Raw genomic sequence first — 26,163 nt, 5'->3', positions numbered from 1 at the left:
TGCCGTGAGCCGCTCGTCCGTCCGAATGCGTTACCGCCGCGCCAGACGCGCGTCCTTCCGCCCAGAAGGACGCGGCGGTGGACGTCGGAGAGCGTGGGGAGAGCTGCTCCCAGTCAACGTGGCGTCGATCTGGGATTGACGACGACTACCGGAAGGGAGATGCGCTATGCGTGGGGTCGAAGTCCAATCCCGCGCGTCGAAGGAGTTGGCTGGCCCCGTGAAAAGCAGGCTCCCGATGTGGGGTAGGTCCGATCATTACGTGGTCTGGAAGGTAGGGGTCGCATAGCGGCGCAGTCCAGACTCTGCCCTCAGCCTCTGGCGGCGGGACTCCGAGAGAAACGAAAGGCGTGACGCCGAACCGTGACTGCCGAAATTCTACGGCGCGACTATCTGGTGGCGACGTTGCCACAAGACGGACTTCCTGCTCATCCGCGAAAGACGGATGCTTGCAGAAGACTAAGAGTGACATGAGAGTCGCTGCCGCGTTCTCAGGACGATAACCACCGTAGACATCCTCCGCTCCTGAAGCATTCGTGGGAGGCATCGGAGGTTCCGAGGTAGCGAGCGAACCGTTAGAATCATCCCTTGACGCCGCTGCTGCACAGTAACTCAAGCCGCGCAGCAAGAGCTGATGTTGCGCGTTCTTCTCGTATAGCACTCGCCCCCACCGGGGAGCCAGATGCGGCAGCGGGTCGAGGGTCCGAGGCGGGCTGTGCCTGTCCAGCACAACCAGATCTTGGACGCTGAAGCCAAGCGAGTACCCGGGGTCTGCGCTGTATCCACGCCATTGTCCCAAAGAGTCCTCCGCTTCAGATGCGCAGAAGATGAATAGGGGGTATCGGTCGAGAACGCTCTTGAGGCTACTTTCAACCTCCACCAGATGGGCCTCCTGGTAGGGCTCCAACTGCCCGTTCCCCAGGATGCCTTCGATCAAGTCATGCACGAGCCCCTCGCCGTAGTGAAACTCGGCCTCGTCGTTAAGACACAAGACCGAGGTTGCACGAACCCTGCCCTCGGTCATCATTCCAATCGCGCCAGCAGCGTCGGTGTAATGCCAAACGGTAGTCCCGCCTGGCACCGGTTCGATGACCGGCGCTAGCAACCGTGTGGGGACTCCCGATATCGACACCGGTGGGTCTAGTAAGGGTAGAGGGAGCTGAATCCCTGAGACCCCTGAATCCACCTCACGGTCAGTCATCCTGATCGTCTCCCCGCAGGGACCGAGCCAGAAGATCGGCGATCTCATCGAGGCCATGATCTGCGGTGCTCAGTCCGCTGCGGTCTCCAAGTAGAGCGCTAAAGTCCTGCATCTCGGAGAATGAAAGTCCAGCAAGCACCGGAATGACGCGTTTGCGACCGTTGATCAGAGCTGCAAGTTCGTGCTTTGTCCAGAACCGATTAGGCTCGATGTAGGCCGGTGTTACGAAACAGAGACCCACGCGCGCACGCCCGATGCCTTCGTCGATAGCAATCGTCTGTGACGAGCCAAGGGCAATCCTTTCGTCGGCCATCCAAACGTCTAAACCGCGCGCCTTGAGTTCGTCCCGAAGTCGACTAGCGACAGCCTTGTCGGGGCTAGCGTATGAGAGGAAGACGTCCACGTCGCGAGGGACAGGGTCGGCGGCGACCGCGGTTGCTAGCGATCTAAGTGTGACGGACTCGAGTTCACTGACTCGCGAGACTAAGTTGTCGGTCGATTCAGAGAGCGCCTCCAACTCGCGCGAAACCCGCCGGTCTTGCCGAGTTCGCTCCTGGGCGGCCCTCAATTCGGCATGCCGCCTCGCTTGAACAGCGGAGGCCTCTTCGCGGTCAACTTTCTTCTGCAGGTTGGCGACCACCCGGTCTTGTTCGGCGACTTTCCCCTGGGCTCGAACCAAGTCTTTCTCAAGCCGCGCGACCTGTAGCTCTTGTGTTCGTCGCGCCGCTTCACTACTCGCTCGGCTAACCCTTGGACGCTGCTCACTAAGTCGCCGAGCAATGGACTGGGCATCCTTGATCAAGCGGATCCGCTTTTCGCGCTCTCTAACCAATTGCCTTCGGTGCTGTTCAAGCATGCTCAATGTGGTCACCTTAGTCGGGAATCATCTTGACGCAGCCTACCCGACCGAACGCTAAGATCGCCTCCGTTCGGCCCCTCTTCGTGCCGATGCAACGCTCCGAATGATATAGGCGCGACCCGGGCTGCCCGCCCGCGTTCATTCCGCCGCGACCGGACGGGGTCCTGGGGTCGGCGTAGCGTCGTGGCGTCGCAGCCTCGTCGCGCTGGTGGCGGGCACCGACTGGGCCGGGTTCCAGGTCGCCGCAGGAGGCGACCATGTCCACCACGACCAGCTCCACGGCGGCACTGCCGTTCCAGCCGTCCTCGATGAGCGCTGCGCAACTGGCAGCGGTCTCGTTCTTGGCTCGCTACTCCGGAGCGACTCACGTCCTGTACAGGGCACAACTGGGGCGATGGTTCGCCTGGTGCGAGACCAATGGACTGGACTCGCTGGTGGGGATACAGCGTGCGCACGTCGAGCTCTACATCCGCGAGCTCGGAGAAGCGGGCCTGATGGACTCCTCGGTCAACACGATGATGCACGCCGTGCGCGGGTACTTCCGGTTCGCGCACATCGACGGCACCATCCCCGCCGACCCGGCCGTGTACGCCCGGCTCCCGAAGGTCCACCGGGACGAGTCCCGCACCCAGGGCCTGGACCGGCTGGAGCTGATCCGCTTCCTCCAGGTCGCCCAGACCATCACCGTCCACCACGGCGCACTGGCCTACCTGCTCGGAATCAACGCCCTGCGCGCCTCCGAGGCCGCAGCCGTGCGGATCGAGGACTACACCGACGTCCTGCGCGGCCACCGCGTGCTGCACCTGGTCGGCAAGGGCAACAAGCCCGCCACCATGCCACTGAACGTCCCCGTCCTACGGGTCCTTGAAGCCTGCCGAGGTGAGCGCATCACAGGGCGACTCGTCCTCCGCCCAGTCTCTGGCAGACCCATCGACCGACGCGACGTCTACCGGATGGTCCAACGCATCGCGAAGACCGGGCGGATCCCCAGGCACATCAGCCCCCACTCGCTACGCCACGCCGCCATCACAACGCCCTCGACGCCGGCGTACCCCTACGCGACACCCAGATCCTCGCCCGGCACGCTGACCCCAGAACCACCGAGCACTACGACCGAGCCCGCGGCAACCTCGACCGCCACGGCGTCCACTTCCTCACCGCCTACGTCGCCGGCGTCTGAACCCGTCGGTTGCCCACGGCCGGCGTCAGTTCCGCCCAAATTGGGCTACCAGGAACAGCGGCTCCGCTCCACCCCGGGGTCGCGCACCGGTGCGGGTCGTGACATCACTCTCACGCCGAGAGTCGGTTGCTTCGCGGGCCCTCTCGCCGGCCGGACACGCCGATGAGCGGTCGTCCGCCAGGGGTCCCTCGGCGGCCCATTCCGCCCAGAATAGAAAGCTCCTCGAAGCGATGCAGGGGTTCCAGGTCGAGCCCGAGGAGTCGGCGCCCTACGCAACTTCGCGCCGACGGGCGCAAGTTATCGCTGCTCTATCTGCTTCATAAGGTCCTGCAAGAAGCCGTCCGCGCTATCCACGATCACCCGGTCCTCGAGCTTCAACCCCACGCCTCTCCACTGAGCTTCGCGGACCTCGGTGTAGTAGTGATTTAATGATTCTCCTGGCATCGGATCGACCCACCACTCGTCGAGCCGCCCAGATCCCAGACCGGTCAGCCACCGGTTCATGTCCCGGTCGCGCATACTGCACCCGACCCATACCCATCGCAGCGGCTTGTCCGTCGCGTCGAGCAACTTGTTGAGCGCCGAGATCACGTCGCCGTGGAGCCCTGCAGAGGTCGTATCTATAGTGGCGATGAGGGACTCTGGGTCCTCGATCGATCCGTGGAGTTTCAAGACCGGCAGGGGCTTGGTGGCGTCTCCGGCGGCATAAGCCAGGAGGTCGTCAATGCGCGCCGTGTCCTCATAGTCCTCGTGCCGGAAGAAGACACTGTGGTCCACTGGGAGCCCGTCCTCGACCAGCTGATCGAAGTTGACAGTCATGATGATCAACTCGCCTCTCAAGGCTTCGGCCAGCCCGCGTAGCGCGCGTCGCCCCGGGCGAATGAACTGCAACGCGTTGGCACAGTCCGCGATAAGGTTCTGAATCACCTTGGAGTCCGCGCGCGGCCGGAAACCTTGGGAGTTGAATGTCTCGAGAAGCACACGCTCCAGCGTCAGCCCAGTGACTAAAACGTCCCTGTTCTCGCCCTCACCGGTGAGGAAGTGGCCACGGTCACGCAGCAGGTCGTAGAACGCTTCTGCCGCTTCACGGCCTTCTAGATGGTCCCCGACAAGTTCAGCAAGTGCAATGTCACGGTAGTGGTTCCCGAGCCGGATGCCAGCCGAGGAGGATGCCCCCGCGCCGAGGAACAAAACCACAGGACCGGAGCTAGGACCGATGCCGGCGATCGCTTTAATCTCCTGCGCCCGTCCCACCTGCGATCTCTGAATGACCCGGTCCCACCGCACCACATATCGCAGGTAAGGAAGGCGACGATAATCGTAGGTGGGATCAAGAGTGCTACCCACCATCGGGACTATGGTCTTTGGGCGATCCTTCAGCCCTAAGCTCAGGGGTGAGATGGTGAGCAGGTTCCACAGGAGCATCCGGCGGCGGGCGTCGGTGGTGGCGATACCGGTCGTCAGGATGACGAAGTCGAACTCGTCGTAGGCGGCGCTAGCTGCCACAGCTGCAGCGCGCAAGATGGGCACCAACGACGGCTCCAGCGGGGCGCTGTGCCCCTTCAGTCGAACCACGACCCGACCGCTGACGTCGAGCTCAATGATCACCTGCCCAGGCAATGCTTCGCCGGCATCGGCCAGCATGCCTTCGACCACGTCGCGCCGATCAGTGTGGACGGGACCATTGGGCCATTCCCACTCTTCTTCGGGACGGCTGAGGAAGTACAGGTGTCCGCCTTCTCTTTGGGCTCCGGCTAGCAGCAGTGGGATGTCCTCGTCGAGCTCCTCGTGCAGACACGGGATGAGTGCCGGTCCTCCGCCTCGGTCGGCGCGGTGGTCGCGTATCAGGCGGGCGAGCAGGTCCAGGCCCGGAGGGACGATCACAGCGCCCCAGCCCGGCCGAGCAGTGTCTCGGTCATCCGGCGCGTGGAGGTGGGGTCCTCGTGCATTTGGCCCAGAGCCGCGAGGGGACCACGTCGCCGGCGGTACTCCTCGACGAAGTCCAACACGGCGACATGCACGCGCGGTTCGTCCTGCAAGCGGTTGAGCCTGGACGCCACCTCTCGGGTCAGGTGGTCTTGTCGTCCGGGCCGGACATACATTAGTGCCCCTTCGGCGGTCGTGTCCCGAGCCACGTCACGTCCCATAAGGCGTGATACCTGCGAGAAGGCCCAGTGCCCTCGGAGTCCCTGAGTCTGGGCGGGCTGGTCGCGACCGAGAGCCTCACTGAAGCTCGCGATGAGCGGCTGCACGATCATGCCCAAGCGGATGTCGAAGGATTTGTCCTTGGCCAAAAAGAGGGCGCGCTCGGCACCGACGGATCCGTTCAGTAGCAAGAACATGGCGGCTCCCAGCACCGCCGGGCTAATGGAGGAGTTGAACTGCTTTTGCATCCATGTGGCTTGCCATTGCACGCGCAAGTTGGTCGCCACGCTTAGGGCTCGCAACTGCGACGCGGTGTCGATCTCGGTCGCGCCGGTGCGTTGCAGCTGCATCAGTACGTCGAGCAGGATGCGACCCTCGGGTGTAATGAGCGCACTTCCGTCGAGCAGGACCGCTACCTGTCCCGGCAGCTCCGTGGTCTCCTCGTCCGCCGCTGGGAGTTTGTACACGCGTGCCTTCAGAGTGCGTGCGCTGACGCCTGTGCCGAACACTGCCGCCATCGCGTCGAGGTCGTCCTCGAGCAGCTCCGGCGGCCGGCCCATCAGCGCGAACCAGGTGCGGCTTAGCACGCGTATCCAGCGCTGGCACTCCAGCGGGGGGAACCATGTTGGGGCGCCGAACAGTTCGTCGGGGTTCATCCCTGGAACTTCTCCGTGAAGTAGCCATGCGCATCGACGTCGCGGGCTCGGCGCTCGTACTGGGTGTGCAGCTCTCCGGTGGTCTGGTCCAGTTCGCCCCCATAGTCAGCCTGCAGCGGCAGCACAACGACGACTTGGTCCGTCAACGCCTGCAACTCGCTGCTAGTGAGCAGATCAGCAAGCGGCCGGCGCTGTTCAGCGGAGATAAATGCACCGAACTCGTCTAGGAACACCAAGCGGTTCTCGTGGGCCTCGTCGGCGACCTGCTGAAGCCTCGCACGCATGAATCCCAGCGCCTGCTGACCTGAGGAGAACGCGGACATCGGTCGCGTGCGCGACTCACCCTCCGGCGTGTGCCATGTGATGGTCGACTCGCCCTCCTCCAAGCTCACCCGCGTCAGCGCCCCACCATCGAACAGCGCGTCGACGATCGGCCGCGCGGATAGTTCTCGGAGGGCCTCTTCCTCAACCACCGCCTTGACCGCCGAGTCCATCGGCGTGGCAGCGAGCGCCGAGATGGGGCGAGCCGCGATGGCCTCAAGTCCGCCGACAGCGGCGACGAGACGATCCATGGTGTCCTTAAACTGGCACACATGGTTGGCCAGACCTTGCCAAGTGGCGTCCGGCCAGTCGTCGTCCGTTAATGAATCCTCAGCCATGTCCTCGGCCGAACGAGTAGTCGCCCTTTGTGCTCCGTTGACCTTGTTGGCGAGTTCGCCTAGCCATGCCGTGTCCGGGTCGGAGGCGGCTTCGCGTCTCAGCGAGCTTCGCATGCGGCGTCGACGTTGCTCGCTGCGGGCGAGTTCCTCAATGCGAGCCTCGGTCTCGCTTGCCTCCTGGGTCAGCGTCGCCACTTCCATAAGCGCCGCCGACAGTGCCGGCTGCAGTTGGTCTGCTTCCACGCTGTGCTGCTCGAGGATCTCCGTCAGTCGAGCCGCGAAGTCGATCACCTCGCCGTCGTCACCGAGTACCCCCCGGCTCATCGCGCCGATGCGCATGTTGAGGGCGCGGACGGCAGCGGTGGCGTCGTCAAGCTCCGTCCGGGCGTTGGAGGCGCGCTTGCGGAGCTCATCATGGTCGGCAGCGTCCGGGTCGAGCTGTTGCATCTCCTCGAGCAGCTCGTCACGATCCCGGTTGGCCTTCTCGCGCTTCGCGTACAGGTCGGCGACTTCACGCAGCTCGGCGAGCTCGCGGTTGGCTGCAGTGAGCTCCTCCAGATCGCTGTCCGCGACGGGCAGATAACCCAGTCCAGAGCGTAGCCCTTGGACGGTGATGTCAACGTCATGAACCCGCGCCAGAACTGTTTCGGAGAGCCCGGACCCGACCGCGTCGTCAAGCACAACACGCACGTCGTCGACGAGCTGGTTCTCTTCGCGGGTGCGGTGCGAACTGGCGGCCGCGAGGTGGATCCTGTACTGGCGACTAGCAGCAGCCTCGATCGCCCGGTCGAGTGTCTGTAGTTGGCGAGGGCCCAGGGACTCCGCGTCCGAGGGCAGGCCTGCAGCCTCCAGTCGTGGCGCGAGTTCCGAGAGCCGGGCCAGCTGCTTGGTGAGGTTGCGTTCAAGTGTTTGCACCCGCCGCTCCCGTGTGGCAATCGCCTTCTGCACCTGGTTGCCTTGGCTGAGCTCGGCAAGAGCCTTGACCTGCGCTTCTTCTGCCAGCCGTACACGCTCGTGCGCCTCCTCCAGTTGCTGTTGGAGGCCCTTCAGCTTCTCTTGGTGTTCGGCGACACTGCCGCCCTCAACCATCGCGGCAAACATGCTTGCCTCGGTGAGGTCATCAGCGAATGGCCGTGCGCGGTCGAGGCGATCAGCGATGTCGGTCAGCTGCTCCTGTGCCGCCTTGCGGCGGGCGCGGTCGGCGGCGTCCTGTGCAGGCGACGCCTGCACCAGACGCTCGGCCAGCTCACCCAGGTCGGCTCGCGCGTCGTAAAGGCAGCCCAGGCGTGCGTTCACCACGCTGAGCGACCTGTGGAGACGGCCGGTCTGCTGCGAGAGCGTGTCCGCAAGGCGCTCGGTTCCCGACAAATGGACCACATCGAGGAGGTCGAACAACTCGGCCACGGGCGTTGCCTCACCGTCCAGCGTGAGCTCTCCCACCCAGTCGCCGATCCTCTCGGCAGGACGCTCGGGCCAAAGGTTGGGAGTCAGCCGGACACTTGCCTCCGACGCGGCACCTGCGAGGCCGCGGAACGTGATCGTGATCGGTCCAACCAGTCGTCGCATCGACGCCCACGACGCGGGCTCGTCGAGGTAGGGCTGCTGCCCGCTGAGAAGCACTAGGAGGCGAATTAACGCTGACTTCCCGATCCCGTTGCGGCCTTCGAGTCGACAAGGGCGGATCGCGGGGATGTATCTGATGACCTTCAGTCCACCGGTGGGAGAGCCGGTGACTGTGACCTCAAGCGCCATTCGCGCTGTCCACGATCGTGCGGCCCAGGTCGAAGTCGTTCTCCACGAGCGACGCGAGCAACGCCGTCATCGGAGCGTCCGCGGCAGCGGTCGGCGAAGGCTCCGCGAGCTCGAGATCTTCCGCGCGCTGGAGACGCTCCATCTCCCCCAGCAGTCGCAATGCCTGCGTCTCGTCGCTCATGGCTCCAAACCTACCGGACTGCGACGTTGACTGAGCCCGAAGAACGGTCTCCACGTGTGGAGCCGGTGCGTGGGCACTGTGACACCGCTTATTAGGGCTTCTCCATCACAATGAGGCGCTCGGCGAGCTTGACATTGTGACGATCGACGTTCTGACGCCACCGGTCTCCACGCGCACGCAGGTGCACGTCCTCAGTGAAGGTGAAGCCGACGGCCTCTGACATCTCGCCGATCAGCCGCGGGGTGTCGATGTACACGCCGTACGGCGCGCTGTCACCTACCAGCCACACCGCCCTGGAGCCGGCCCCCAGAAAATCGTGCAGGTTTTGGAGGATGTCCCACATGGCGACGAAGTAGGCGGGCGCCACCTGGTCGTACTCCTTCGACCGCTTCTGCCTCTCCTTCTTGGCCTTCGTCATCTCCTCGGCCAGTCCGACAATTTCCTCAGCCGGGTCGGGGTGCCTGGCCGAGCGCCCACGAAGGACGTCGAGAGCCTCGGACTTCTCGCGTACCGAGGACTGCTGGGTCGTAGCCGTAACCATGTCACCCCGGACCTCTCGACACATGTCTCCCCAGGTCGTCACCTCTCCCCAGAAGTACAGCTCGAGTCGAGTCGCATCTGCGTAGTCGAAGTTATTCAAGTACGGGGGCGAGGACACGCAAGCAATGCCCGAGCCGGAGAGTTTTGCCCACGCTGCAGAATCTCGCGAATCCCCGGTAACGACCTGGGCGCTTGAGGCCTTGGCCACACCACTGGCGACGCTGTCGAGGTCAGTGGCGATAAACTGCGCGCGAACCTGGAACCGTTTGATGGCGTCGGTGTGTCGCGGCTTTCGGGCCACGCCGGGACGCTGGTAGGGCCACCCGACCTTGACTCCGGCGACATCGCGCAGCGTAGCGAGCAGGGCCCACTTCAGGTACTCAGCGGCCGGGTCGTCGGCGTGCGAGACGATCGCCTGGCGCAGTGACACCAGGGCGTACAGGGTCTCCGCGGCAAAACTGCGCCGCACGAGGTCGGGCTCTTCTGCAAGAACGCGTTGCCATCCATTCGGCGCTGACGCGATGGCGCGACCAGCCGAAGCTTCGATGCACGCAGCGAGGTCGCGCACAGCCTGCCCGGTCGCGGATGGCGTCAACTTCAGGCGGGCCAACTCGGCGATTAGGGGGTGGGCCTCGATGCCCGCGAAGCCCAAGCCACGTGCACGTGCGGCAGTACCGGTCACTCCGGAACCCGTGAAGCAGTCCACGACGGTCCCACTCTCGACGTGCAGGCGATCCAGTAGCAGGCCGACGTAGTCGGTGGCGAATCCAGCGGGATACCGGAACCAACGGTCGAACGCGTGATGGCTGCTCGTACCGTGGCTGCGGCCGCGGCCCGAGGCGGGCTCGCCGGGCCATGGACCCCGCCCTAGATTCGCGGCCACGCTTGCTGACTCGGCTGTGGAGGGAGACGCGACTGAGGACGTCTCCAGCGACGGTCCCAGTGATGTCTCCGCAGACGTTGCTTCGATCCTTGCGACGGGCATGAGGCTATTGCACCACGGCGTAGGGCCCCGCCGCCACGGTGTACCGCTAACGGCAGCAACGCCGGGTGACAGGGCAGGGGGCTGGTGCTACTTCTGCTCTCTGATGTGCCGCGGCCGCCGGTCGTTTCCGCAGGTGCGTGCCAGATTCCGTGGTCGACGATACGCATGGTCAGGTGACGCGCTCGGAGGTGCCTACTTCGCTGAGGTTCGCCCGTCGCGGTAGAGCCCGGCTCATCAGTTGCGAGGACCAGGACAGGATATCGAGGTCGAGGAACCCGTATGACGAACTGCGCCGGGCGCACCGTGCAGTTCATCATCCTGTCCTTCGGCGGTGTCACGTCGGCCGCCGCCAGCGCACGACCCGCGGCCGCGAGCTCGTCTTGAGGAGGCAACGGCACAAGACCGTCCTGGCTCAGCCAGACAAGGAATGCCTCCTCGGTGATCAGTCCTGGCCCCACGGAGGAGTACCACGCAGGCGCCCGGAATGCCGCCACCGGCGAGACGGTAGTCACTGCGAGCTGGCGGGCCGCATCTCGAACAGGTTCCGGATCTAGATCCAGAACGAGAGCCGGGACCAGGTCGGGATTTAGGCCGGTGACAGCAGGCGGCTGGCGTCACAGGGTGCGTCTTACCTCGATGATTCACGGCGGTGATGTGGGGTCCTGAGTTCGTGTCGCGGTCCGCGCCGGGTGGCCGCGGTGGCGGTGGGCAGGGTCGGGGCCCGATCCGCTCGGGTGGGCGCCGGGTTCCACTGCTCGGGTGTGCTGGGGTGGTGGGTGGACAAGGACACTGTCGTCAGGCCGGGTGCAGTGCGCGGAGGCGGTCGAACGCGTCGGCGAGGTGGGTGGCCCAGGCCCATCCGGTGGGGATCTTCAGCACCCGTTTCCTGGCGTGGCGCACGTATCGGGCTGGTGCGGACAGCAGCCGGAACCGCAGGGCCTTGGGCTCGGCGACGGCGAGGTCATCCTCCAGGGCGAGCAGCCGCAGCCAGGCCAGCACGGTGACGGCGTGGGCGGCCAGGTGCAGCCAGGCACTGTTGCGGTCGTAGGAGGTCGAGGGAAGCCGGGTGGCCCCGCAGGCCTTGAGCTCCTTGATCCGGTCCTCCACGTGCGCCTGGGTGCGGTGCCGGACGTCCAGGTGCTGGACCTGACCGGTGGGCGTGTTCGTGGCGAACGCGCCGTAGCGCCAGTTCGGGTCCTGCCCCAGCTGCGCCTGCTCCCCGGGTGAGCGCGGAGTGCGGCGGGCGAAGATCCGCATGTCGCCCGGCCACCCCGACAGCAGGTCACCGGTGTGACTGTGTCGTAGGAGCCCGGTCAGCTCCACGACCTGCGCGTGCTCCTCGGCCCCACCGGTCGCGGTCAGCCCCGCTGACCAGTCACCCTCGCCGGTAGCCTCGATCGCGGACCGGGTGCGGGCATCGACGGGCCACCCGATGGAGTACTCCACCCCTCGCCCGCGTCGCCCGTGCTGACCAGCGGTGTTCAGGGCGTCCAGGTGCTCGACGAGGCCGTGGGAGGCACCGGCCCCGTCCACGCTCACCAGCACCTCGCGGCGGTGCGCCGCGGGCACCTGGGCCAGCGCCGCGTCCAGCACCTTCACGTGGTCGGCGGCGGTGAACGAGCCGGCCGACCCGACCCGGTTCATCATCGCCAGGTTCTCGCCCGTGTTCGAGCACCACGCGGTGAGGGGGTGGAAGCCGAACCCCTTGTAGTTCGCCTCCGCGCCCTCCTTGGCCGAGGCGGCCGCGATCACCGTCGCGTCCAGACGGATCACCAGCACCGGCACGTCCTCACCCCGGCCCGGGCGGGTCAGGTCCTTGCCGGCGACCCGAACCGCGGGCAGCCTCCCGTGCCGGGCCACGATCTGCTCCCAGGCGCGGGAGCGGACCTTGGCGGTGGCCCGCGCCAACGCCCGCCCGGCCAGCCCGTCCTCACCGAGTCGGTCGGCGTACTCACCCAGCACCCGCAGCACCGTGGTGTCGCTGGCCCCACCGGCCGGGCCGAACAGCTCGACCTGGGCGGTCATCGCCTCCACGTCGCTCAGGCACCGCGCCCCGGACGCCAACGCGGCGACCGTGTCCGTGACCGCCCGGCCACGGTCCCGGCCCGGGCGGAAGCCACGCCGGGCGAGCACGTCCCGGAACGCGCCCGTGAGCCCGACCCGGTCGGCCAGCAGCCGGGGCAGCACCACCCCCGCGTGCGCCACCGTCCCAGCGCCTTCCGCCTTCACCAGCAGGCTCTTCGACCAGGCTGCCTCAGCAGCAGCCGTCCCGCTTGTACGCTTCACCTTGAGGGTGTCCCTTCCCGGGTATGAATCCAGATCTAGACAATCCGTATTCTCCCAGGTCAGGGACACCCTCACCCCCGCGACACGCTACTTACCGGCCCTGCCCGACTCCCCTAGTGAATACTCCAGGCTTACCGCCGCGAGCGGACCTGCGCCGGCGTAGTGGGACTCGGTGGATCGTCAGCGACGTTGGTAGATGTCGCGTCTGTGGCCGACGGCCACGACCAGGACGAGAAGGACGTCGTCGCGGATCTCGTAGATGATGCGGTAGTCGCCAGTGCGAACCCGCCACTCACCGTTTCCACCGACGAGTTTCTTCGCCGCATTGGGCCGGGGTTGGTCCGCGAGCAGCTCGACCGCTGCCTGCACGCGGCGCCGCGCATCTGGGTTGAGCTTACGCAGCTGGCGCACCGCGGCAGGCGCGACCTCGACGCGATATGTCATGCCAGGCCGAGGTCGGCCTTGACCTGATCCCACGGGATGGCAGTCTCGCCCTCGTCCAGCTCGGCTCGGGCGGCCCGGGCGGCCTCGATGTCGGCAAGGTCCTCCGCGGCTGCGATCAACCCGTCCAGATCGTTGGCATCGATCACGGCAGCCACCCGCCGGCCACGACGGGTCAGGTAGATCGGGTCGTGCCCGATGCGGGCGGCATCGACGACATCCGCCAGTCGAGCTCGGGCGTCGCTGACAGTGATCTCTCTCATGGATCAACGGTATCTCATAAACCGCGATTTTGTACAATAGAGCCTAGTTGGCGCACTTCTGTCGGGTAGGGCAGCACCCCAGCAGCACCCCAGCGTCGCGGCGGGTCACGTCATCAGGAGACCGCATCACTTCGCCGCGAGTAGGTATGGACGGTAGCGGCCCCGGAGAGGAAGTCCAGCTCGCCGTGGCCTCAGTGGCTCCGGCCAGCTTTGGCGGGGCAGTGCTCGACGCCGACTCCTCCCGGCCTCCAGGTGATTCCGGTGATCGAGCGCAGCGGCGCGAACGGGTCGCATGCTCGTGGCCAGGCCACCGGCAGGCTGGCCGAGATCTCTGTTGCCTCGCCCGGGGAGGCCCGAACGGCCAACCGGCGCAACGCCTCTACGTCAGTGAGCTTGACCGTGACACTCCAGGTCGCCGTCCCGTGGTCGACGGAGTCGCCGCCCTTGGCCTCGCTCTCCACCGACAGGATCCGCAAGGCGCCGGCCTCCACCGCCTCCTCCAGCCCATCGCTGGGCCAGATCAGCCAGGCAAGGGCATCGAAGACGTCATCGTCGGGCGCGGCATCCGGTGCCTCACGCTCGGCCTCCTCGACGCCGAGGTCACCGCCCGAGGCGGCGATCACGACGCCCTCGTTCGACCGCGCCGCGGCCTGCAGGGCAGAAGCATCAGTGATGGTGACCTCTGCGGTGGCGGTCAGTTGCCACACCTGCCGGTTCTTCCCGCGCTGCGGTGGCTGGGGAGGGACCTGCGGCTGGTGGTCGGGCAGCTGAAAGAGACCTGGCTGGTCGGCATCCATGCCGACCGACCCTATGCCCCTCAGCTCCGCTGGTCCGATGTCTGACGGAAGGTCGCGCGCTCCGTCGCACGTCTCATCGCCGGGCGGGTCCAGTGTTCGGCGTAGCGTCGTTGGGGTCAGTGCCTCGTCGCGCTGGCGGCGGGCGTCGACAGTGGCGCAACGAGGTCGCCGCAGGAGGCGACCATGTCCACCACGTCCAGCTCCGAGACGATCCTGCCGTTCCAGCCGTCCTCGATGAGTGCCGCGCAGCTCGCGGCGGTCTCGTTCCTGGCGCGGTATTCCGGGGCCACGCATGCCCTGTACCGGGCGCAACTGGGTCGCTGGTTCGCCTGGTGCGGGACCAACGGGTTGGACCCGTTGGTCGGGATACAGCGAGCCCACGTCGAGCTCTACATCCGTGACCTCGGGGACGCCGGCCTGATGGACTCCTCGGTGAACACGATGATGCACGCCGTCCGGGGCTACTTCCGGTTCGCCCACATCGACGGCACCATCCCCGCCGACCCGGCCGTGTACGCCCGGCTCCCGAAGGTCCACCGGGACGAGTCGCGCACCCAGGGCCTGGACCGGCTGGAGCTGATCCGTTTCCTGCAGGTCGCCCAGACGATCTCCGTCCACCACGGCGCGCTGGCCTACCTGCTCGGGATCAACGCGCTGCGTGCCTCCGAGGCCGCGGCGGTGCGGATCGAGGACTACACCGACGTGCTGCGAGGCCACCGGGTGCTGCACCTGGTTGGCAAGGGCAACAAGCCCGCCACCATGCCGCTGACCGTTCCCGTCCTGCGGGTCCTGGAGGCCTGCCGCGGTGAGCGCACCACCGGGCCGCTGATCCTGCGACCGCTCTCCGGGAGACCGATCGACCGTCGTGACGTCTACCGGATGGTGCAGCGCATCGCGAGGAGCGCGAGGATCCCCAGGCACATCAGCCCCCATTCGCTTCGGCACGCTGCAATCACCAACGCCCTGGACGCCGGCGTGCCCCTGCGCGACGCCCAGATCCTCGCCCGTCACGCTGACCCCAGAACCACCGAGCACTACGACCGAGCCCGCGGCAACCTCGACCGCCACGGCGTCCACTTCCTCACCGCCTACGTCGCCGGTGTATAGGTACGCGGCCGACTACGTCAGATCCGCCCACTTTGGGGAAGCATCGCTCCGGTCGCTCTGGGCCATCTGCAGGTTGGGGCGCTCGCGCCTGGTCGGAGGTCAATACATCACGACTCCGCCAAGAGTCGGATGCTTGGCGACAACCCCTCGTCCGCAGTCGGCACGCATGTCCGGACGGGTCGAGCGACACCCCCCGCGGCACGTGGGACTAGTGGAACGTGTAGTTAGTTGATTTACAGTTGCTCGGCTGCGACGATGGGGTATGGCGAATCGACCTGCCCCGGCGCTGGGGTTGCGTGATGGTGACCGTGAGGAACTGGCCCGGTTGACCCGGTCCTCCTCTGCTCGGGCCGGTCTGGCGCAACGGGCACGGATCGTGCTGCTGGCCGCGGACGGAGTGTCGAACATCTCGATCGCGGCGAAGGTGGGGGTGTCGCGGCCGACGGTGATCGACTGGCGCAACCGGTACGCGGCCCAGGGGATCGCCGGGTTGGAGGACGAGCCTCGGTCGGGCCGGCCGCGGACTATCGACCACCGGGAGATCGTCGCGCAGACGCTGCGGCCGCCACCGAAGAAGTACGGGGTGACGCACTGGTCCTCCCGGTTGCTGGGCCGCCACCTGGGCATCAGCAACGGGACCGTGGCCAAGGCGTGGCGCGACTACGGGGTCGCGCCGTGGAGGGTGGAGACGTTCAAGTTCTCCACCGACCCCGAGCTGGTCGCCAAGGTCACCGACGTCGTCGGGCTGTACCTGGCGCCGCCGGAGAACGCGATCGTGCTGTGTGTGGACGAGAAGTCCCAGATCCAGGCCCTGGACCGGACCGCGCCGATGCTGCCGATGCAACCAGGACTGCCCGAGCGGCGCACCCACGACTACAAGCACAACGCCACCACGACGCTGTTCGCGGCGCTGGAGATCGCCACCGGCAAAGTCACCGGCGCCTGCAAGGCGCGACACCGCCACCAGGAGTTCCTCGCCTTCCTCAAGCAGGTCGCCCGCGCCTACCCCGACACCGGCGACGGGACCGAGCTGCACCTGGTCATGGACAACTACGCCGCCCACAAGCGCGTCGAGGTCCGCGACTGGCTGGCCGCCAACCCACGAATCCACGTCCACTTCACCCCGACCTCCGGCTCCTGGCTCAACCTCGTCGAGGTCTGGTTCGGCATCATCGAGCGCCAGGCGATCCACCGCGGCACCTTCAGATTCGTCAAGGACCTCAACGCCAAGATCCGCGCCTTCGTCGACGGCTGGAACGACCGCTGCCACCCCTTCGTCTGGACAAAGACCGCCGACGAGATCCTCAAGAAAGCCAACCGTCAGACCACTTCAAACACGAGCCACTAGCTCCGGGCCAGAGGCACGCGAGGCGTCTACTTCCCCTTATAAGAAGTCGAATGCGACTGGCGGGGCACCGCCTGCAACCCGATACGCTTCCCAATCCAGCGAAGGTCCTGAGTGCGGACGGGCCAGCTTTAGGACTGCTTGCCGATGAAGATGTGTTCGGTCTAGCGCGGAGCGCGGGTCCAAGTGGAAGTATTTTGCGCATTCGATTACGAGTGCGTCCGAGGTATCAAGAAGGGGTGCCACAATCGATGCCAGCATTTCGGCGGCGTTGCCCTCTAAGCCGGCCACTAGCCAGCCTCGGTTGTGCGATGCGCCGGAAAACAGTGGCCACAAGGACTGCTGGTTGGGAGTAAAGGTCGGAACTAAATCAGTAACATTCGGTACTAGACGAGAAACTTGCCCCTCGAACGAGACTTGTCGAGTCTCGGCGCTGCGGTCGCCGCCCTTGGCTACCAGTTCGAACCCTGCGCGGTGCATCAACCGTTGTCCCAGCGCACGTCCTTCTTCGACACGTTCTCGCTCTACGCGCGCAACATCTGAAATGCCGAAACTCTCTAGGGCGTTCGGAGATTCCTGAGTGTCGTGCAGCAATCTGCCGGCCCAACGGGCAAGTCGCTGCTGTGTTGGCACTCGCGTATCCACGAGCCAGAAGACGCTGATAGCCGCCTCGTAAATCGATCGCCCTAGCGCCATTGCCGGTAGCGGCAAGAGCCGTTGTTCGTTCGCGAGGATCACTTGCAGTCCGAATTGGTGTTCAAGGGCGCTGGACAGGTCGAGCCTCACAGCGCGGTGGGCCCACCATCGGAGCGCTTGGAGGTCTGCGGATCGGCGTGCGCCGTGGACCAGAGCAAGGTCCTCAGCTGCCGGTGATCGCGAAGGCGGGTCGTCCACGATGGACGATGCCTGCTCGAAAAAGTCCTTAAGGTGCCGCACTTGCTGCCCGAGAACGCGGGTTGCTAGAACTGAGGGTTCAGGGTTCACGCCTAGAAGGCTAGGCCTTACCGCGAAGGGATGACGACTGGCCGTTGGGAACGTCAGATGCGTCCTGACTGATCAGCAAGCGCACTCAACTGCCGCGTGAAGTGACAGCACCCCGCAGCCGCTCCAGGTGGCGTCTGCGCCTCGGCTCAGGCCATGTACTGCGCGTCGGCATCAAGGAGGGCGCTCACCACGTGCTGGGGTACCGAGCGCTCGTAGAAGCCATCCCCTGCGGCGAGGACCAGCAGAGCATCCCCGCGGATGGCTCCGCCGAACATCCCGATCCCTGCCATTTCGAACAGCGCCGACGCCCGCGGGTTGACTGTCCCGTCATCCAGGCTGGGGTACCGAGAGTTCACGTAGACTTTCGCCTCGAGACCGCCCATCGTGACGGAGGCGGCCTCGACTGGCCCGCCCTGCACGTAGGGGTAGTAGGACATCGCGTTGCGCTCATTGACCGTGACCGCAGCCATCGGCTCGTCGCCGTGCGGAATGTGGATGCCGGTGATGCTCATGACTGCCCTCTGCTCCAAGAACCTGCCTAGGGGCCGCGCCTCGTCGCGCTGGCCGACCACACAGTACAAGCCGGCACGCGGAGGCTCGCCTGCGGCCTCATGCGGCGGTTGGCAGACCATTGTCTGGACGGATGCGCTGCTCGCCAGCGCCTTGGTGCTCGGCCAGCGACGTCGCTGATGCGCGATGTCTTGGCACGGCTGCTCGCGTTCGTCAGCGTCGTGCGCTTGGGTTGGCGCGTGACCTACTACGAGGGAATCTCTCTGACTTCGAGCTTGACGGAGGCTGGTGAAGCGGACGCCGTGGCAGTGCTGACCGCCTACTTCTCGCCCCTTTCCGGGAAGGACACGGGCTTCACCGGAGGTGTGTGGGACACGTTCGATCCGAGTGGGACGCGAGCAGCCAGTGGTAACACGTTCACCTCTGATGACTTGCTGGCCTGCTCCTTCCTCTCTGCCCCGATCCATCCACGCTCGGCAATCGAACTTGTCGACTCACAGCGTCGGCGATTTGAGGTGTTGCTCGAGCAGGTGGGGCCCGACCTCGACTTCGTTACATTGGCGTCCACAGATGTCGAACCGTTCACGTCCGTGCGGACGCTCTACCGCGCGCTGATCGCGCTTCCCTTCGTCGGGGAAACGCGCGCGACGAAGCTACTCGCTCGGAAGAGACCACGGCTGGTTCCAATCGTGGATTCGGTCATCAAGCAAGCGGTCTTCGGTGGTGCCAACTCGCAATGGCGCCCCTTGCATGCGGCACTCACCGCCCAAGAAAGCCTCCTCTGGAATCGCCTGCTCCACCTACGGCAGGCCTCGGGTCTGTCGGAATGCGTCACGCCGCTGCGCATCTTCGACGTGCTGGCCTGGATGGACGGGAGTGGCAACACCAGACGGGTGCTCGAGGGTCAGTCGATTCTTCGTGAGGCTCCCTCACAGGAAGACTGAACATGTGACAACTAGTCGGTGCGTCATCAGGCGTCATCATCCGCCGCGGGTCGCTCCTTCGAGGTCGCTCCTTCGAGGTCGCTCCTTCGAGGTCGCCCTTCGGGGTGCGTCATTTCGCCGCTTATGATGGAGGGACACGGTCGCGCGGAGGCGCACGCAACTGCCGCTGGTCGCTCTCCATTCCAGCTCGATCGGAAGGCGTCGTCCTTGGGTTCCTTAGGGTGCGATCACGGCTCATCCAGCAACGGCACCTCGAGGTCGTACGCCAGCACGATGGCTCGTGCAAGGTGGCGCTCCTGCTCGGGCGTGAGGAAGCCCAGCGTCCGGCCCAGGAGGTCGGTGGGGATGGTAAGGACGTTGTCGATCGAGACAGCACCGTTGTGGTCCAGCCCGTTGGCACGTCCTACCGGCACTTCGCTGGACAACCTCTTGATGGTCGACGTGATGGGAGCCACGGTCACCTTGGTCATCACGGCTCGGGCAGTGTCGCGGGTGAGCACCAGGACTGGGCGGGTCTTATCCAGCCGCGCCAGGCAGATCTCGCGCAAGGTCAGTCGTCCAGTGTCGCGTGGGCTACGGACCAGGTGACGAGCTCGTCGAGGTCATCGGCCGTGCCCTTCTTCTTCAGGGTCTGGGCGTCCTGCTGCGCGGCTTGCAGGCGCATCTCGCGCTCTAGGGCTGCGGCCACCAGCGCGGCTCGACTGGGAGCCTTGCCACTGGCCACGCTCCGGTCCAGAAAGCGAACCATCTCATCAGGGAGCCGTATCGCGATCTGTGTCGTCATCCCCTCAGCATACCATCCCGCATCCCACAACGGGATGCACGACTTTGCCGCTGTCCAAATAGGTCAGTTTCTCCCGAACCGCTGCTGGGCCGCCTGCCGGGTGATCCCCAGGGCAGCGCCGATGATGGTCCAGGAGTCACCCGCGTCGCGGGCGGCTTGGACAGCTTCGCGCAGTTCGTCCTCAGCGTCGGTCAGGTTGGCGCGGGCGGCCTGGATGCGGCGGAAGTGGACGGCGTCGCGGGCGGGGTTCGTGCCTGAGTCTAGCTCGTCCAGGCCGGTCTCCTCGGGGCGGGTCTTGATGCTCATGTGCTGTTTCACCTCATCTCAGGTAGTCGTAGAACCTCGGTCGTAGCCGGTCGGCGTGGATGATGCGTACCGGTGCTTGAGCAGGCACGGCGACCAGTTCCAGCAGCCGGCCGTGACGGTCAGGGCCGATCACCAGGAGGCGATCCTCACCCAGGTGCTCGTACTCGACCAGGCGCATGGCGTTCCTCCAGGCGTGCTGGACGTCCGCGTCCTCGACCCCGTGCTTGCGAGCCGACGACGTGACCTCCACCCGTCAAGTATCCCTTGACGACGAGTGAGCGTCAAGCCGTTCTTGACGGCCGGGTGACGCCGTGGCGGCACGATGGTTCATGACCACGACCCAGCCCTCCACTGCCCTCGTCCCCCTGGGTGTCAGCGACCCCGCAGATGCCGCGCTGCGCCAGGCCGTCGCCGCCCACCTGGCCCGCTACACCGGCCAGACGCGCACCCACACCGAGTCAGACCTGCGCGCCTTCCTGGCCTGGTGCGCCGCACGTCACGTCGACCCGCTGACCGCCCACCGGGTGCACGTCGAGCTGTACGTGCAGGAGAACCGCCGGTACAAGCCGTCCACGATCTACCGGCGGCTGTCCGTCGTGGCCGGGTTCTACCGCACAGCCGTCATCGACGGTGTCCTGACCGCCTCCCCGGCCGACCACGTCCGCCGCCCGCACGTGCCACCCGAATCACCCACCTTGGGCCTGTCCCACCTGCAGTTCGAAGCGATGCTGCAGGCCGGCCGCACCAGCGTCAACATCAACCGCGTTTGCGCAGGGTCTCCACGTCGTAACCCGCCTCGGCTTCGTCGGCCCAGGTCTGGATCTGCTCATCGGTGACCGGCTTGCCCTTGATGGCCTCCAGACCAAAGTGAATTACGCAATGGGGTGGAGCAAGGGACATCTCGGCGCTGCAGAAGATCGCCGGCTGCCGTCCCGCTGACGGCGCCCTCCGCCACCCCGGAGGCTCGCGGCAGGATGGGGTCCATGTCATCGCTCACCCAGGATCCGCGCGGGCACCGCGAGCGGGCCGCGGCGGCGCGCGACCGGGTCCGCGAGGCGCACCGATCGGGTCGCCTGCAGGACTGGTGGTACGACCTGCTCGACGTGGGGCGTCAGCCGCGCCTCGTCCGCGCCGGGCTGCGCTACGTCGTGGCCTGGGGCAACCTCGGGTCCGGCGGGGTGACGTTCACGGCGCTGCTATCGCTGACGGCGGCGCTGACCATCATCGTCAACACCGCCCGTGCTTTCCTGGGCGGCCGGCCGGAACTGGTCGCCGGCGTCATCGACATCGTCAACTCCGTGGTGCCGGGCATCATCGATGACGGGAGCAACGACGGCCTGATCGCGGCCGGGCACCTGCTGCGGGACGGCACCTGGGGCTGGACGACCGCAGTCTCGACAGTGATCATCGTGTGGACCGCCATCACGATGATGACGGGACTGCGTCGCACGGTGCGGCAGATGTTCGGCCTCGGCGGGGCCCCGCTGCGCTTCGTCCGAGGCAAGATCGTCGACCTGTGGGGCTTCTTCCTCCTCGCCCTCACCTTCTTCGCATCCTCGGCCGCTGTCTCCGCGATGACTCTGCTCGGCGAGCACCTCATGGTCTGGCTGGGGCTGCGCAGCTCGGTCGCCGGCTGGCTGCTCGCTGCTGGCGCCCTGCTCCTCATCGCGGTCCTGGATGGGATGCTGGTGTGGCTGGTCGTGCGCGTCATCAGCAAGGTCCGGGCCCCCTGGGCGGACATGCGCCAGGGTATGGTGCTCGGCGCGGTCGGCTTCGGCCTGCTCCGGGCGGGCGGCGCCTCTGTCGTGGGCGCCGTCTCGGCCGGCCCGCTCTTCTCCACCTTCGCCGCCGTGGCGACCCTCATGCTGACGCTGAACCTCGCCCTGCGCTGGCTGCTCTTCGTCGCCGCCTGGATCGCCAACCCGCCCGCCGCGCACGTACCCGTCCATCCCGACACGGTGCACGCGAAGGAGCAGCCGAACTACGTGACCCTCAGCGCACCGCATACCCTCGCCTGGCCCCACCACCAGGTCACCGGTTCGCTCATCCCTCAGGACCACCCCCGCTTCGACCGGCAGCGCGACTAGCCCCCAACAGCTCACCCAGCCCACTGTGACGCCGTCCGCCGTGCCTGCCGCTTGCGCGCACCCGCCCCGGTGGCTCTCGAGCGCTGACCCGACCCGTCCCCCTCTACTGCCGCACGCCCTCCACGAACCGGTGCGATGGCTCCTCGAGCCTGCGCCGGAGCGCGAAGAACAGGTCGGCGGCCCTGCTGCCGGACCAGTCGCGGGGGAGCAGCTCGGGGGCCAGGCCGGGGTCGAGGTAGGGCAGGCGCCGCCACGCGGTGAGGACGCGCACGTAGTCGGCGAACGCCATACCCGTCTCGTCCTTGCCACGGCTGGCACGCCACCGCGCGAGCACGGGCTCGTGGTCGGAGCAGAACTGCGCGTAGAGCGCGTCGAGACTCTCCAGGTCCCACCACCGCGCGACCTGCTCGGGCGCGGTGGCGAAGCCGAGGTAGCGGCCCTCGAAGAGGTCGACGTACTCCGCCAGCTCCTCGCGCAGGAGCACGTCGCGCGCCTCCGCGGACAGGTGCGCCGGTGCGATCCATACGCCGGGGCCGACAGACCCGAAGCCCAGCCACGACAACCGGGAGCGCAGCGTGTGCCGCCGGCGGCGCTCGGACTCCGGCACGCTGAAGACCGCCAGCACCCATCCCTCGTCGAGCGTGCCGCGCCGACGGCGGAAGATGCGCCGGTCGCCGGCCGCCAGGATCTCGCGGGCGTGCGCGGACAGGGCGTAGCCCGCCCGGCCGTCGATCCGCTCGGACTCCAGGATCCCGCGCCGCTTGAGCCGGGAGATCGAGGAGCGCACCGCCTGCTCGTCGACGCCGAGCTCGGCCATCAGCCGGATCAGTGAACTGACGCTCAGCCAGCCGCCGACCTCGCGCGCGTAGAGCCCGTAGATCGTCACGATCAGCGCCCGCAGCCCGGAGTCCGCGGCCGACCCGCCGCGGGCACCCGACCCGCTCCGTGATGTCGTGCTCTTGACTGTCGTCACGGATCAAACATACGTTGACCTAGCCGGGCGCCGTCGCCAAGGTGCCATGACGAGAGGTCTGCCACGCATGCCGGACACCGAGCTCACGCCGAGCGCGCACGTCGACACCTTCTGCCGCGACAACCTGCCTCCGCGCGAGCTGTGGCCAGACCTCGTCTTCGACGTGCCGGAGGTCCACTACCCCGAGCGGCTCAACGTCGCCACGGCCCTCCTCGACGACGTCATCGACGGCATGCCGGGCGGTGCGGACCGCCCGTGCGTGCTCGCCCCGGACGGCACCCGGTGGACCTACGGCGAGCTGCGCGAGCACGCCAGCCAGGTCGCGCACGTGCTCGTCGAGGACCTCGGCCTGGTCCCCGGCAACCGCGTCCTGCTCCGCGGCCCCAACAACCCGTGGCTGGTCGCCGTCTGGTTCGCGGTGCTGAAGGCCGGCGGCGTGGTCGTGCCCACGATGCCGATGCTGCGTCCGGGCGAGCTGGCCTCCATCGCCGAGATCGGCAGGTTCGACATCGCGCTGTGCGACCACCGTTTCACCGAGGACCTCCTGCGCGCCCAGGTCCCGGGGCTGCGGACGCTCACCTACGGGGGCACGGCCGAAGAGCTCGACGGCGCGAGCGAACTGCCCGACATCACGGCCCTCGCCCGGGACAAGCCGACCACCTTCGACGACGTCGACACCGCCGCGGACGACGTCTCGATGCTCGCCTTCACCTCCGGCACCACCGGCCGACCCAAGGCGACGATGCACTTCCACCGGGACATCCTGGCCAACGCCGACACCTTCTCCCGCTACGTGCTCAAGCCCGAGCCCGACGACGTCTTCGTCGGCACCCCGCCGATCGCGTTCACCTTCGGCCTGGGTGGCCTCGTCGTCTTCCCGCTGCGCGTGGGCGCCAGCACGCTGCTGGTCGAGAAGGCCACCCCCGAGCAGCTCGCCGACCTCATCGCTGAGCACGGTGCCACGGTCTGCTTCACGGCCCCCACGGCATACAAGGCGATGATCGCCAGGGGCAAGGCCGAGGCCCTGCGCGGCCTGCGGCGCGCGGTCTCGGCCGGCGAGCACCTGCCCAGGTCGACGTGGCAGGACATCTACGACCGGACCGGCGTGCGCCTCATCGACGGCATCGGTTCCACCGAGATGCTGCACATCTTCATCGGCTGCGCCGACGACGACATCCGCCCCGGTTCCACCGGCCGCCCCGTCCCCGGCTACCAGGCCAAGATCGTGGACAAGGCCGGCAGGGACGCCCCCGACGGTGTCCCCGGCCGGCTGGCGGTCAAGGGCCCGACCGGCTGCCGCTACCTCGCCGACGAGCGCCAGACCGTCTACGTCCAGGACGGGTGGAACCTCACCGGCGACACCTTCATCCGCGACGAGGACGGCTACTACTGGTACCAGGCGCGCTCCGACGACATGATCGTCAGCTCCGGCTACAACATCTCCGGCACCGAGGTCGAGGAGGCGCTCATCTCCCACCCCGAGGTGATGGAGTGCGCGGTCGTCGCCGCCCCCGACCCCGAGCGCGGCAACGTGGTCAAGGCCTACGTCGTGCCTCGCGGTGGACGTCCCCAGCTGGGCGGTGAGGAGGGCGAGCAGGCGCTGCGCACGGCGCTGCAGGACCACGTCAAGGGGGCGATCGCGCCCTACAAGTACCCCCGTCAGATCGAGTTCCTCGACGCCCTGCCGCGCACCTCGACCGGCAAGGTGCAGCGCTTCGTGCTGCGCCAGGACGCCGCCGCGGAGGTCTCGTGAGGCGGGCCACCGTGACCCGCGTCGTCGACTGGTGCGACACCGACGCCGCCGGCCACTACCACCACTCCTCGGTCATCCGGTGGGTCGAGGCCGCCGAGAACGAGCTGCACACCGCGATGGGGCTCCCGGAGCTCTACGGCGCCGTCCCCCGGGTGCGGTATGAGGTGGACTACCTCGACCGGCTCTGGTTCCGTGACGAGGTCCTCACCTCGCTGTGGGTGGAGAACGTCGGCACGTCCTCGCTGGTCTACGCCTTCGAGGTGGAGGGCCCGCGCGGGCCTGCCGCGCGCGGGCGGATGGTGTGCGTCAACGTCGGCAGCCGGTCGGGGCAGGAGCCTGGCGAGGGGGGCCCGCCGCCGGCGACGCCGTGGCCGGACCGGGTGCGCGAGCTGCTGGCCGGCGCCGCCTGACGGCGGTCGGGCTTCTCAGACAACGTCCTGCACGACATGCGACGTTGTCCACGTCGCATGTGGTGCAGAACCTTGCCTGTCTCGGCGAGCAGGCCGGGGAAGCCCTCGAAGGCTTGGTCCCCTCGTGGGATCAGCCGCAGCCGCACGCGCCGGAGCCGCAGCCACCGGCGGCCGCCGGCTCGGGCTCGGGGGCGCTCTGCGCAGCGGCCTCGGGCGCGCTCTCCTCGGCGCCGCCGCCGCACCCGCAGCCGCCGCACCCGCAGCCTCCGCCCCCGGCGGTGTTGCCCTGGTCCTCCCAGGCGTAGCGGATCGCGTTGAGCATGACGTCGACGGGCTGCGCGCCGGGGACGCCGAACTTCTGGTCGAGCACGAAGGTCGGCACCGAGCTGATCCCGATCTGCGTGGCGACGGCCAGGTCGCTGCGGACCTCGTGGCCGAAGGAGTCGCTCTCGAGCACGCCGCGCACCTCCTCGGTGTCCAGGCCGGCCTCGACGGCCAGGTCGAGCAGGACCTGCTTCTCGCCGATCGAGGCGCCCTCGGAGTACCAGGCCCGCATGATCCGCTCGGTGACCTGCTCCTCCACGCCCTGGAAGCGGGCGAAGTGGATCAGCCGGTGGGCGTCGTAGGAGTTGCCGCCGACCGACTTCTGCCACTGGTAGTCCAGCCCGGCGGCGGCGGCGTCGGCGGCGAGCTGCTCCTGGGAGGCGGTCGCGTCCTCGACGGAGATGCCGTACTTCTGCGCGATCCGCTCGACGTTGCTGCCCTCGACGCGCTCGGGCGCCTCCGGGTCGAGCTGGAAGCTGTGCCAGATCACCGACACCTCGTCGGCGTGCTCGAACTGCTCCAGGGCGAGCTGCAGGTTGCGCCGCCCGAGGTGGCAGAAGGGGCAGAGGATGTCGGACCAGACGTCGATGCGCACACCCCGACCGTACGCGCCGGCGGCCCGCGACGGAAACCCGGCTCGGCCCCCTGCGCACCTGTGCACCCCCTTCGGACATGTGCGCGGGCTATAGCGGTC

Annotated in this window: 26 protein-coding genes; 8 read left to right on the top strand and 18 right to left on the bottom strand. The window is 67.1% G+C overall.

Annotated features, from left to right (window positions below):
• Window positions 1-145: 145 nt before the first annotated feature.
• Window positions 146-1,021, bottom strand: a complete 876-nt coding sequence (locus DV701_RS19370; RefSeq protein ID WP_407669370.1) for a DUF2971 domain-containing protein — start codon at window positions 1,019-1,021, stop codon at window positions 146-148.
• Window positions 1,022-1,190: 169 nt separating this feature from the next.
• Window positions 1,191-1,838 (bottom strand): toll/interleukin-1 receptor domain-containing protein, encoded by a 648-nt coding sequence (locus tag DV701_RS11300; protein ID WP_162802986.1) that lies wholly within the window; start codon window positions 1,836-1,838, stop codon window positions 1,191-1,193.
• 476 nt (window positions 1,839-2,314) lie between these two features.
• On the opposite strand from DV701_RS11300, the gene DV701_RS11290 reads away from it, so the two are divergent.
• On the top strand, window positions 2,315-3,403 hold the full coding sequence (locus DV701_RS11290; protein ID WP_114928390.1) for a tyrosine-type recombinase/integrase: 1,089 nt from the start codon (window positions 2,315-2,317) through the stop codon (window positions 3,401-3,403).
• 131 nt (window positions 3,404-3,534) lie between these two features.
• Here the strand turns inward: DV701_RS11290 and DV701_RS11285 are convergent, their stop codons facing one another.
• From DV701_RS11285 to DV701_RS11245, 9 genes are all read right to left on the bottom strand, one after another.
• Window positions 3,535-5,121 carry an SIR2 family protein gene (locus tag DV701_RS11285; RefSeq protein ID WP_114928389.1) on the bottom strand — a complete coding sequence of 529 codons (1,587 nt, stop codon included), beginning with the start codon at window positions 5,119-5,121 and terminating at the stop codon, window positions 3,535-3,537.
• Complete coding sequence (locus tag DV701_RS11280; protein ID WP_114928388.1) at window positions 5,118-6,038, bottom strand: hypothetical protein; 921 nt, start codon at window positions 6,036-6,038, stop codon at window positions 5,118-5,120. The genes DV701_RS11285 and DV701_RS11280 overlap by 4 nt, the downstream gene beginning before the upstream one ends.
• Window positions 6,035-8,449, bottom strand: a complete 2,415-nt coding sequence (locus DV701_RS11275) for a coiled-coil domain-containing protein (protein WP_162802985.1) — start codon at window positions 8,447-8,449, stop codon at window positions 6,035-6,037. Before DV701_RS11275 ends, DV701_RS11280 begins: the two co-directional genes overlap by 4 nt.
• A complete protein-coding gene (locus tag DV701_RS11270) occupies window positions 8,439-8,630 on the bottom strand; it encodes a hypothetical protein (protein ID WP_114928386.1) in 192 nt (63 codons plus the stop codon). Before DV701_RS11270 ends, DV701_RS11275 begins: the two co-directional genes overlap by 11 nt.
• 91 nt (window positions 8,631-8,721) lie before the next feature.
• The gene (locus tag DV701_RS11265; protein WP_162802984.1) at window positions 8,722-9,876 is read right to left on the bottom strand and encodes a hypothetical protein; all 1,155 of its coding nucleotides are present in this window, start codon (window positions 9,874-9,876) and stop codon (window positions 8,722-8,724) included.
• Window positions 9,877-10,950: 1,074 nt separating this feature from the next.
• Window positions 10,951-12,516, bottom strand: a complete 1,566-nt coding sequence (locus DV701_RS11260; protein WP_114926649.1) for an IS1380 family transposase — start codon at window positions 12,514-12,516, stop codon at window positions 10,951-10,953.
• Between the two features lie 105 nt (window positions 12,517-12,621).
• Window positions 12,622-12,885, bottom strand: coding sequence for a type II toxin-antitoxin system RelE family toxin (locus DV701_RS11255; protein WP_114928355.1), 264 nt, complete (start codon window positions 12,883-12,885; stop codon window positions 12,622-12,624).
• On the bottom strand, window positions 12,882-13,145 hold the full coding sequence (locus DV701_RS11250; protein WP_114928356.1) for a type II toxin-antitoxin system Phd/YefM family antitoxin: 264 nt from the start codon (window positions 13,143-13,145) through the stop codon (window positions 12,882-12,884). Before DV701_RS11250 ends, DV701_RS11255 begins: the two co-directional genes overlap by 4 nt.
• A 191-nt stretch (window positions 13,146-13,336) precedes the next feature.
• Window positions 13,337-13,942: a hypothetical protein gene (locus DV701_RS11245; protein WP_114928357.1), complete on the bottom strand. Its 606-nt coding sequence runs from the start codon at window positions 13,940-13,942 to the stop codon at window positions 13,337-13,339.
• Between the two features lie 183 nt (window positions 13,943-14,125).
• Between DV701_RS11245 and DV701_RS11240 the strand changes: the two genes are divergently transcribed.
• Both DV701_RS11240 and DV701_RS11235 read left to right on the top strand, forming a co-directional pair.
• Complete coding sequence (locus tag DV701_RS11240) at window positions 14,126-15,049, top strand: tyrosine-type recombinase/integrase (protein ID WP_114928384.1); 924 nt, start codon at window positions 14,126-14,128, stop codon at window positions 15,047-15,049.
• Window positions 15,050-15,311: 262 nt separating this feature from the next.
• Window positions 15,312-16,397: an IS630 family transposase gene (locus DV701_RS11235; protein ID WP_114928383.1), complete on the top strand. Its 1,086-nt coding sequence runs from the start codon at window positions 15,312-15,314 to the stop codon at window positions 16,395-16,397.
• Window positions 16,398-17,524: 1,127 nt separating this feature from the next.
• Here DV701_RS11235 and DV701_RS11230 read toward each other — a convergent pair.
• Window positions 17,525-17,890, bottom strand: coding sequence for a hypothetical protein (locus DV701_RS11230; protein ID WP_162802983.1), 366 nt, complete (start codon window positions 17,888-17,890; stop codon window positions 17,525-17,527).
• Between the two features lie 237 nt (window positions 17,891-18,127).
• Here DV701_RS11230 and DV701_RS11225 point away from each other — a divergent pair, with 237 nt between their 5' ends.
• Window positions 18,128-18,832 carry a DUF6308 family protein gene (locus tag DV701_RS11225; protein WP_162802982.1) on the top strand — a complete coding sequence of 235 codons (705 nt, stop codon included), beginning with the start codon at window positions 18,128-18,130 and terminating at the stop codon, window positions 18,830-18,832.
• A 227-nt stretch (window positions 18,833-19,059) separates the two neighbouring features.
• On the opposite strand, the gene DV701_RS11220 is transcribed toward DV701_RS11225, so the two are convergent.
• From DV701_RS11220 to DV701_RS11205, 4 genes are all read right to left on the bottom strand, one after another.
• Window positions 19,060-19,380, bottom strand: coding sequence for a type II toxin-antitoxin system PemK/MazF family toxin (locus DV701_RS11220; RefSeq protein ID WP_114928380.1), 321 nt, complete (start codon window positions 19,378-19,380; stop codon window positions 19,060-19,062).
• A gap of 2 nt (window positions 19,381-19,382) precedes the next feature.
• Window positions 19,383-19,616 (bottom strand): ribbon-helix-helix domain-containing protein, encoded by a 234-nt coding sequence (locus tag DV701_RS11215; RefSeq protein ID WP_114928379.1) that lies wholly within the window; start codon window positions 19,614-19,616, stop codon window positions 19,383-19,385.
• A 63-nt stretch (window positions 19,617-19,679) separates the two neighbouring features.
• Complete coding sequence (locus DV701_RS11210) at window positions 19,680-19,922, bottom strand: hypothetical protein (RefSeq protein WP_114931042.1); 243 nt, start codon at window positions 19,920-19,922, stop codon at window positions 19,680-19,682.
• A gap of 13 nt (window positions 19,923-19,935) precedes the next feature.
• Window positions 19,936-20,172: a BrnT family toxin gene (locus tag DV701_RS11205; RefSeq protein WP_114928378.1), complete on the bottom strand. Its 237-nt coding sequence runs from the start codon at window positions 20,170-20,172 to the stop codon at window positions 19,936-19,938.
• Between the two features lie 79 nt (window positions 20,173-20,251).
• Here DV701_RS11205 and DV701_RS11200 point away from each other — a divergent pair, with 79 nt between their 5' ends.
• Both DV701_RS11200 and DV701_RS11195 read left to right on the top strand, forming a co-directional pair.
• A complete protein-coding gene (locus tag DV701_RS11200; RefSeq protein WP_202863508.1) occupies window positions 20,252-20,758 on the top strand; it encodes a site-specific integrase in 507 nt (168 codons plus the stop codon).
• 147 nt (window positions 20,759-20,905) lie between these two features.
• On the top strand, window positions 20,906-22,009 hold the full coding sequence (locus tag DV701_RS11195) for a YihY/virulence factor BrkB family protein (RefSeq protein ID WP_114928377.1): 1,104 nt from the start codon (window positions 20,906-20,908) through the stop codon (window positions 22,007-22,009).
• 103 nt (window positions 22,010-22,112) lie between these two features.
• Here the strand turns inward: DV701_RS11195 and DV701_RS11190 are convergent, their stop codons facing one another.
• Window positions 22,113-22,982, bottom strand: coding sequence for a PaaX family transcriptional regulator (locus DV701_RS11190; RefSeq protein ID WP_228254988.1), 870 nt, complete (start codon window positions 22,980-22,982; stop codon window positions 22,113-22,115).
• 67 nt (window positions 22,983-23,049) lie between these two features.
• On the opposite strand from DV701_RS11190, the gene DV701_RS11185 reads away from it, so the two are divergent.
• Window positions 23,050-24,735: an AMP-binding protein gene (locus tag DV701_RS11185; RefSeq protein WP_114928375.1), complete on the top strand. Its 1,686-nt coding sequence runs from the start codon at window positions 23,050-23,052 to the stop codon at window positions 24,733-24,735.
• An 11-nt stretch (window positions 24,736-24,746) separates the two neighbouring features.
• Window positions 24,747-25,145 carry an acyl-CoA thioesterase gene (locus tag DV701_RS11180; RefSeq protein WP_202863507.1) on the top strand — a complete coding sequence of 133 codons (399 nt, stop codon included), beginning with the start codon at window positions 24,747-24,749 and terminating at the stop codon, window positions 25,143-25,145.
• Between the two features lie 130 nt (window positions 25,146-25,275).
• Here DV701_RS11180 and DV701_RS11175 read toward each other — a convergent pair whose 3' ends face one another.
• Entirely contained in the window at window positions 25,276-26,064 is a 789-nt protein-coding gene (locus tag DV701_RS11175; RefSeq protein ID WP_114928373.1) for a DsbA family oxidoreductase, read from the bottom strand.
• Window positions 26,065-26,163: the final 99 nt, after the last annotated feature.

This window comes from Ornithinimicrobium avium (assembly GCF_003351765.1).
Lineage (GTDB): Bacteria > Actinomycetota > Actinomycetes > Actinomycetales > Dermatophilaceae > Ornithinicoccus > Ornithinicoccus avius.
Note: the sequence above shows the minus strand (reverse complement) of the source record. Positions and strands in the feature narration are given on the sequence as shown.

What these genes read in the sequence shown, in the direction of transcription:
- DV701_RS11280 (WP_114928388.1), bottom strand. Translation starts at nt 6,038, where the DNA reads ATGAACCCCGACGAACTGTTCGGCGCCCCAACATGGTTCCCCCCGCTG.
- DV701_RS11210 (WP_114931042.1), bottom strand. Translation starts at nt 19,922, where the DNA reads ATGAGCATCAAGACCCGCCCCGAGGAGACCGGCCTGGACGAGCTAGAC.
- DV701_RS11235 (WP_114928383.1), top strand. Translation starts at nt 15,312, where the DNA reads ATGGCGAATCGACCTGCCCCGGCGCTGGGGTTGCGTGATGGTGACCGT.
- DV701_RS11245 (WP_114928357.1), bottom strand. Translation starts at nt 13,942, where the DNA reads ATGGATGCCGACCAGCCAGGTCTCTTTCAGCTGCCCGACCACCAGCCG.
- DV701_RS11270 (WP_114928386.1), bottom strand. Translation starts at nt 8,630, where the DNA reads ATGAGCGACGAGACGCAGGCATTGCGACTGCTGGGGGAGATGGAGCGT.
- DV701_RS11290 (WP_114928390.1), top strand. Translation starts at nt 2,315, where the DNA reads ATGTCCACCACGACCAGCTCCACGGCGGCACTGCCGTTCCAGCCGTCC.
- DV701_RS11185 (WP_114928375.1), top strand. Translation starts at nt 23,050, where the DNA reads ATGCCGGACACCGAGCTCACGCCGAGCGCGCACGTCGACACCTTCTGC.
- DV701_RS11240 (WP_114928384.1), top strand. Translation starts at nt 14,126, where the DNA reads ATGTCCACCACGTCCAGCTCCGAGACGATCCTGCCGTTCCAGCCGTCC.
- DV701_RS11200 (WP_202863508.1), top strand. Translation starts at nt 20,252, where the DNA reads ATGACCACGACCCAGCCCTCCACTGCCCTCGTCCCCCTGGGTGTCAGC.
- DV701_RS11195 (WP_114928377.1), top strand. Translation starts at nt 20,906, where the DNA reads ATGTCATCGCTCACCCAGGATCCGCGCGGGCACCGCGAGCGGGCCGCG.
- DV701_RS11215 (WP_114928379.1), bottom strand. Translation starts at nt 19,616, where the DNA reads ATGACGACACAGATCGCGATACGGCTCCCTGATGAGATGGTTCGCTTT.
- DV701_RS11255 (WP_114928355.1), bottom strand. Translation starts at nt 12,885, where the DNA reads ATGACATATCGCGTCGAGGTCGCGCCTGCCGCGGTGCGCCAGCTGCGT.
- DV701_RS11275 (WP_162802985.1), bottom strand. Translation starts at nt 8,449, where the DNA reads ATGGCGCTTGAGGTCACAGTCACCGGCTCTCCCACCGGTGGACTGAAG.
- DV701_RS19370 (WP_407669370.1), bottom strand. Translation starts at nt 1,021, where the DNA reads ATGACCGAGGGCAGGGTTCGTGCAACCTCGGTCTTGTGTCTTAACGAC.
- DV701_RS11230 (WP_162802983.1), bottom strand. Translation starts at nt 17,890, where the DNA reads ATGAGCATCACCGGCATCCACATTCCGCACGGCGACGAGCCGATGGCT.
- DV701_RS11250 (WP_114928356.1), bottom strand. Translation starts at nt 13,145, where the DNA reads ATGAGAGAGATCACTGTCAGCGACGCCCGAGCTCGACTGGCGGATGTC.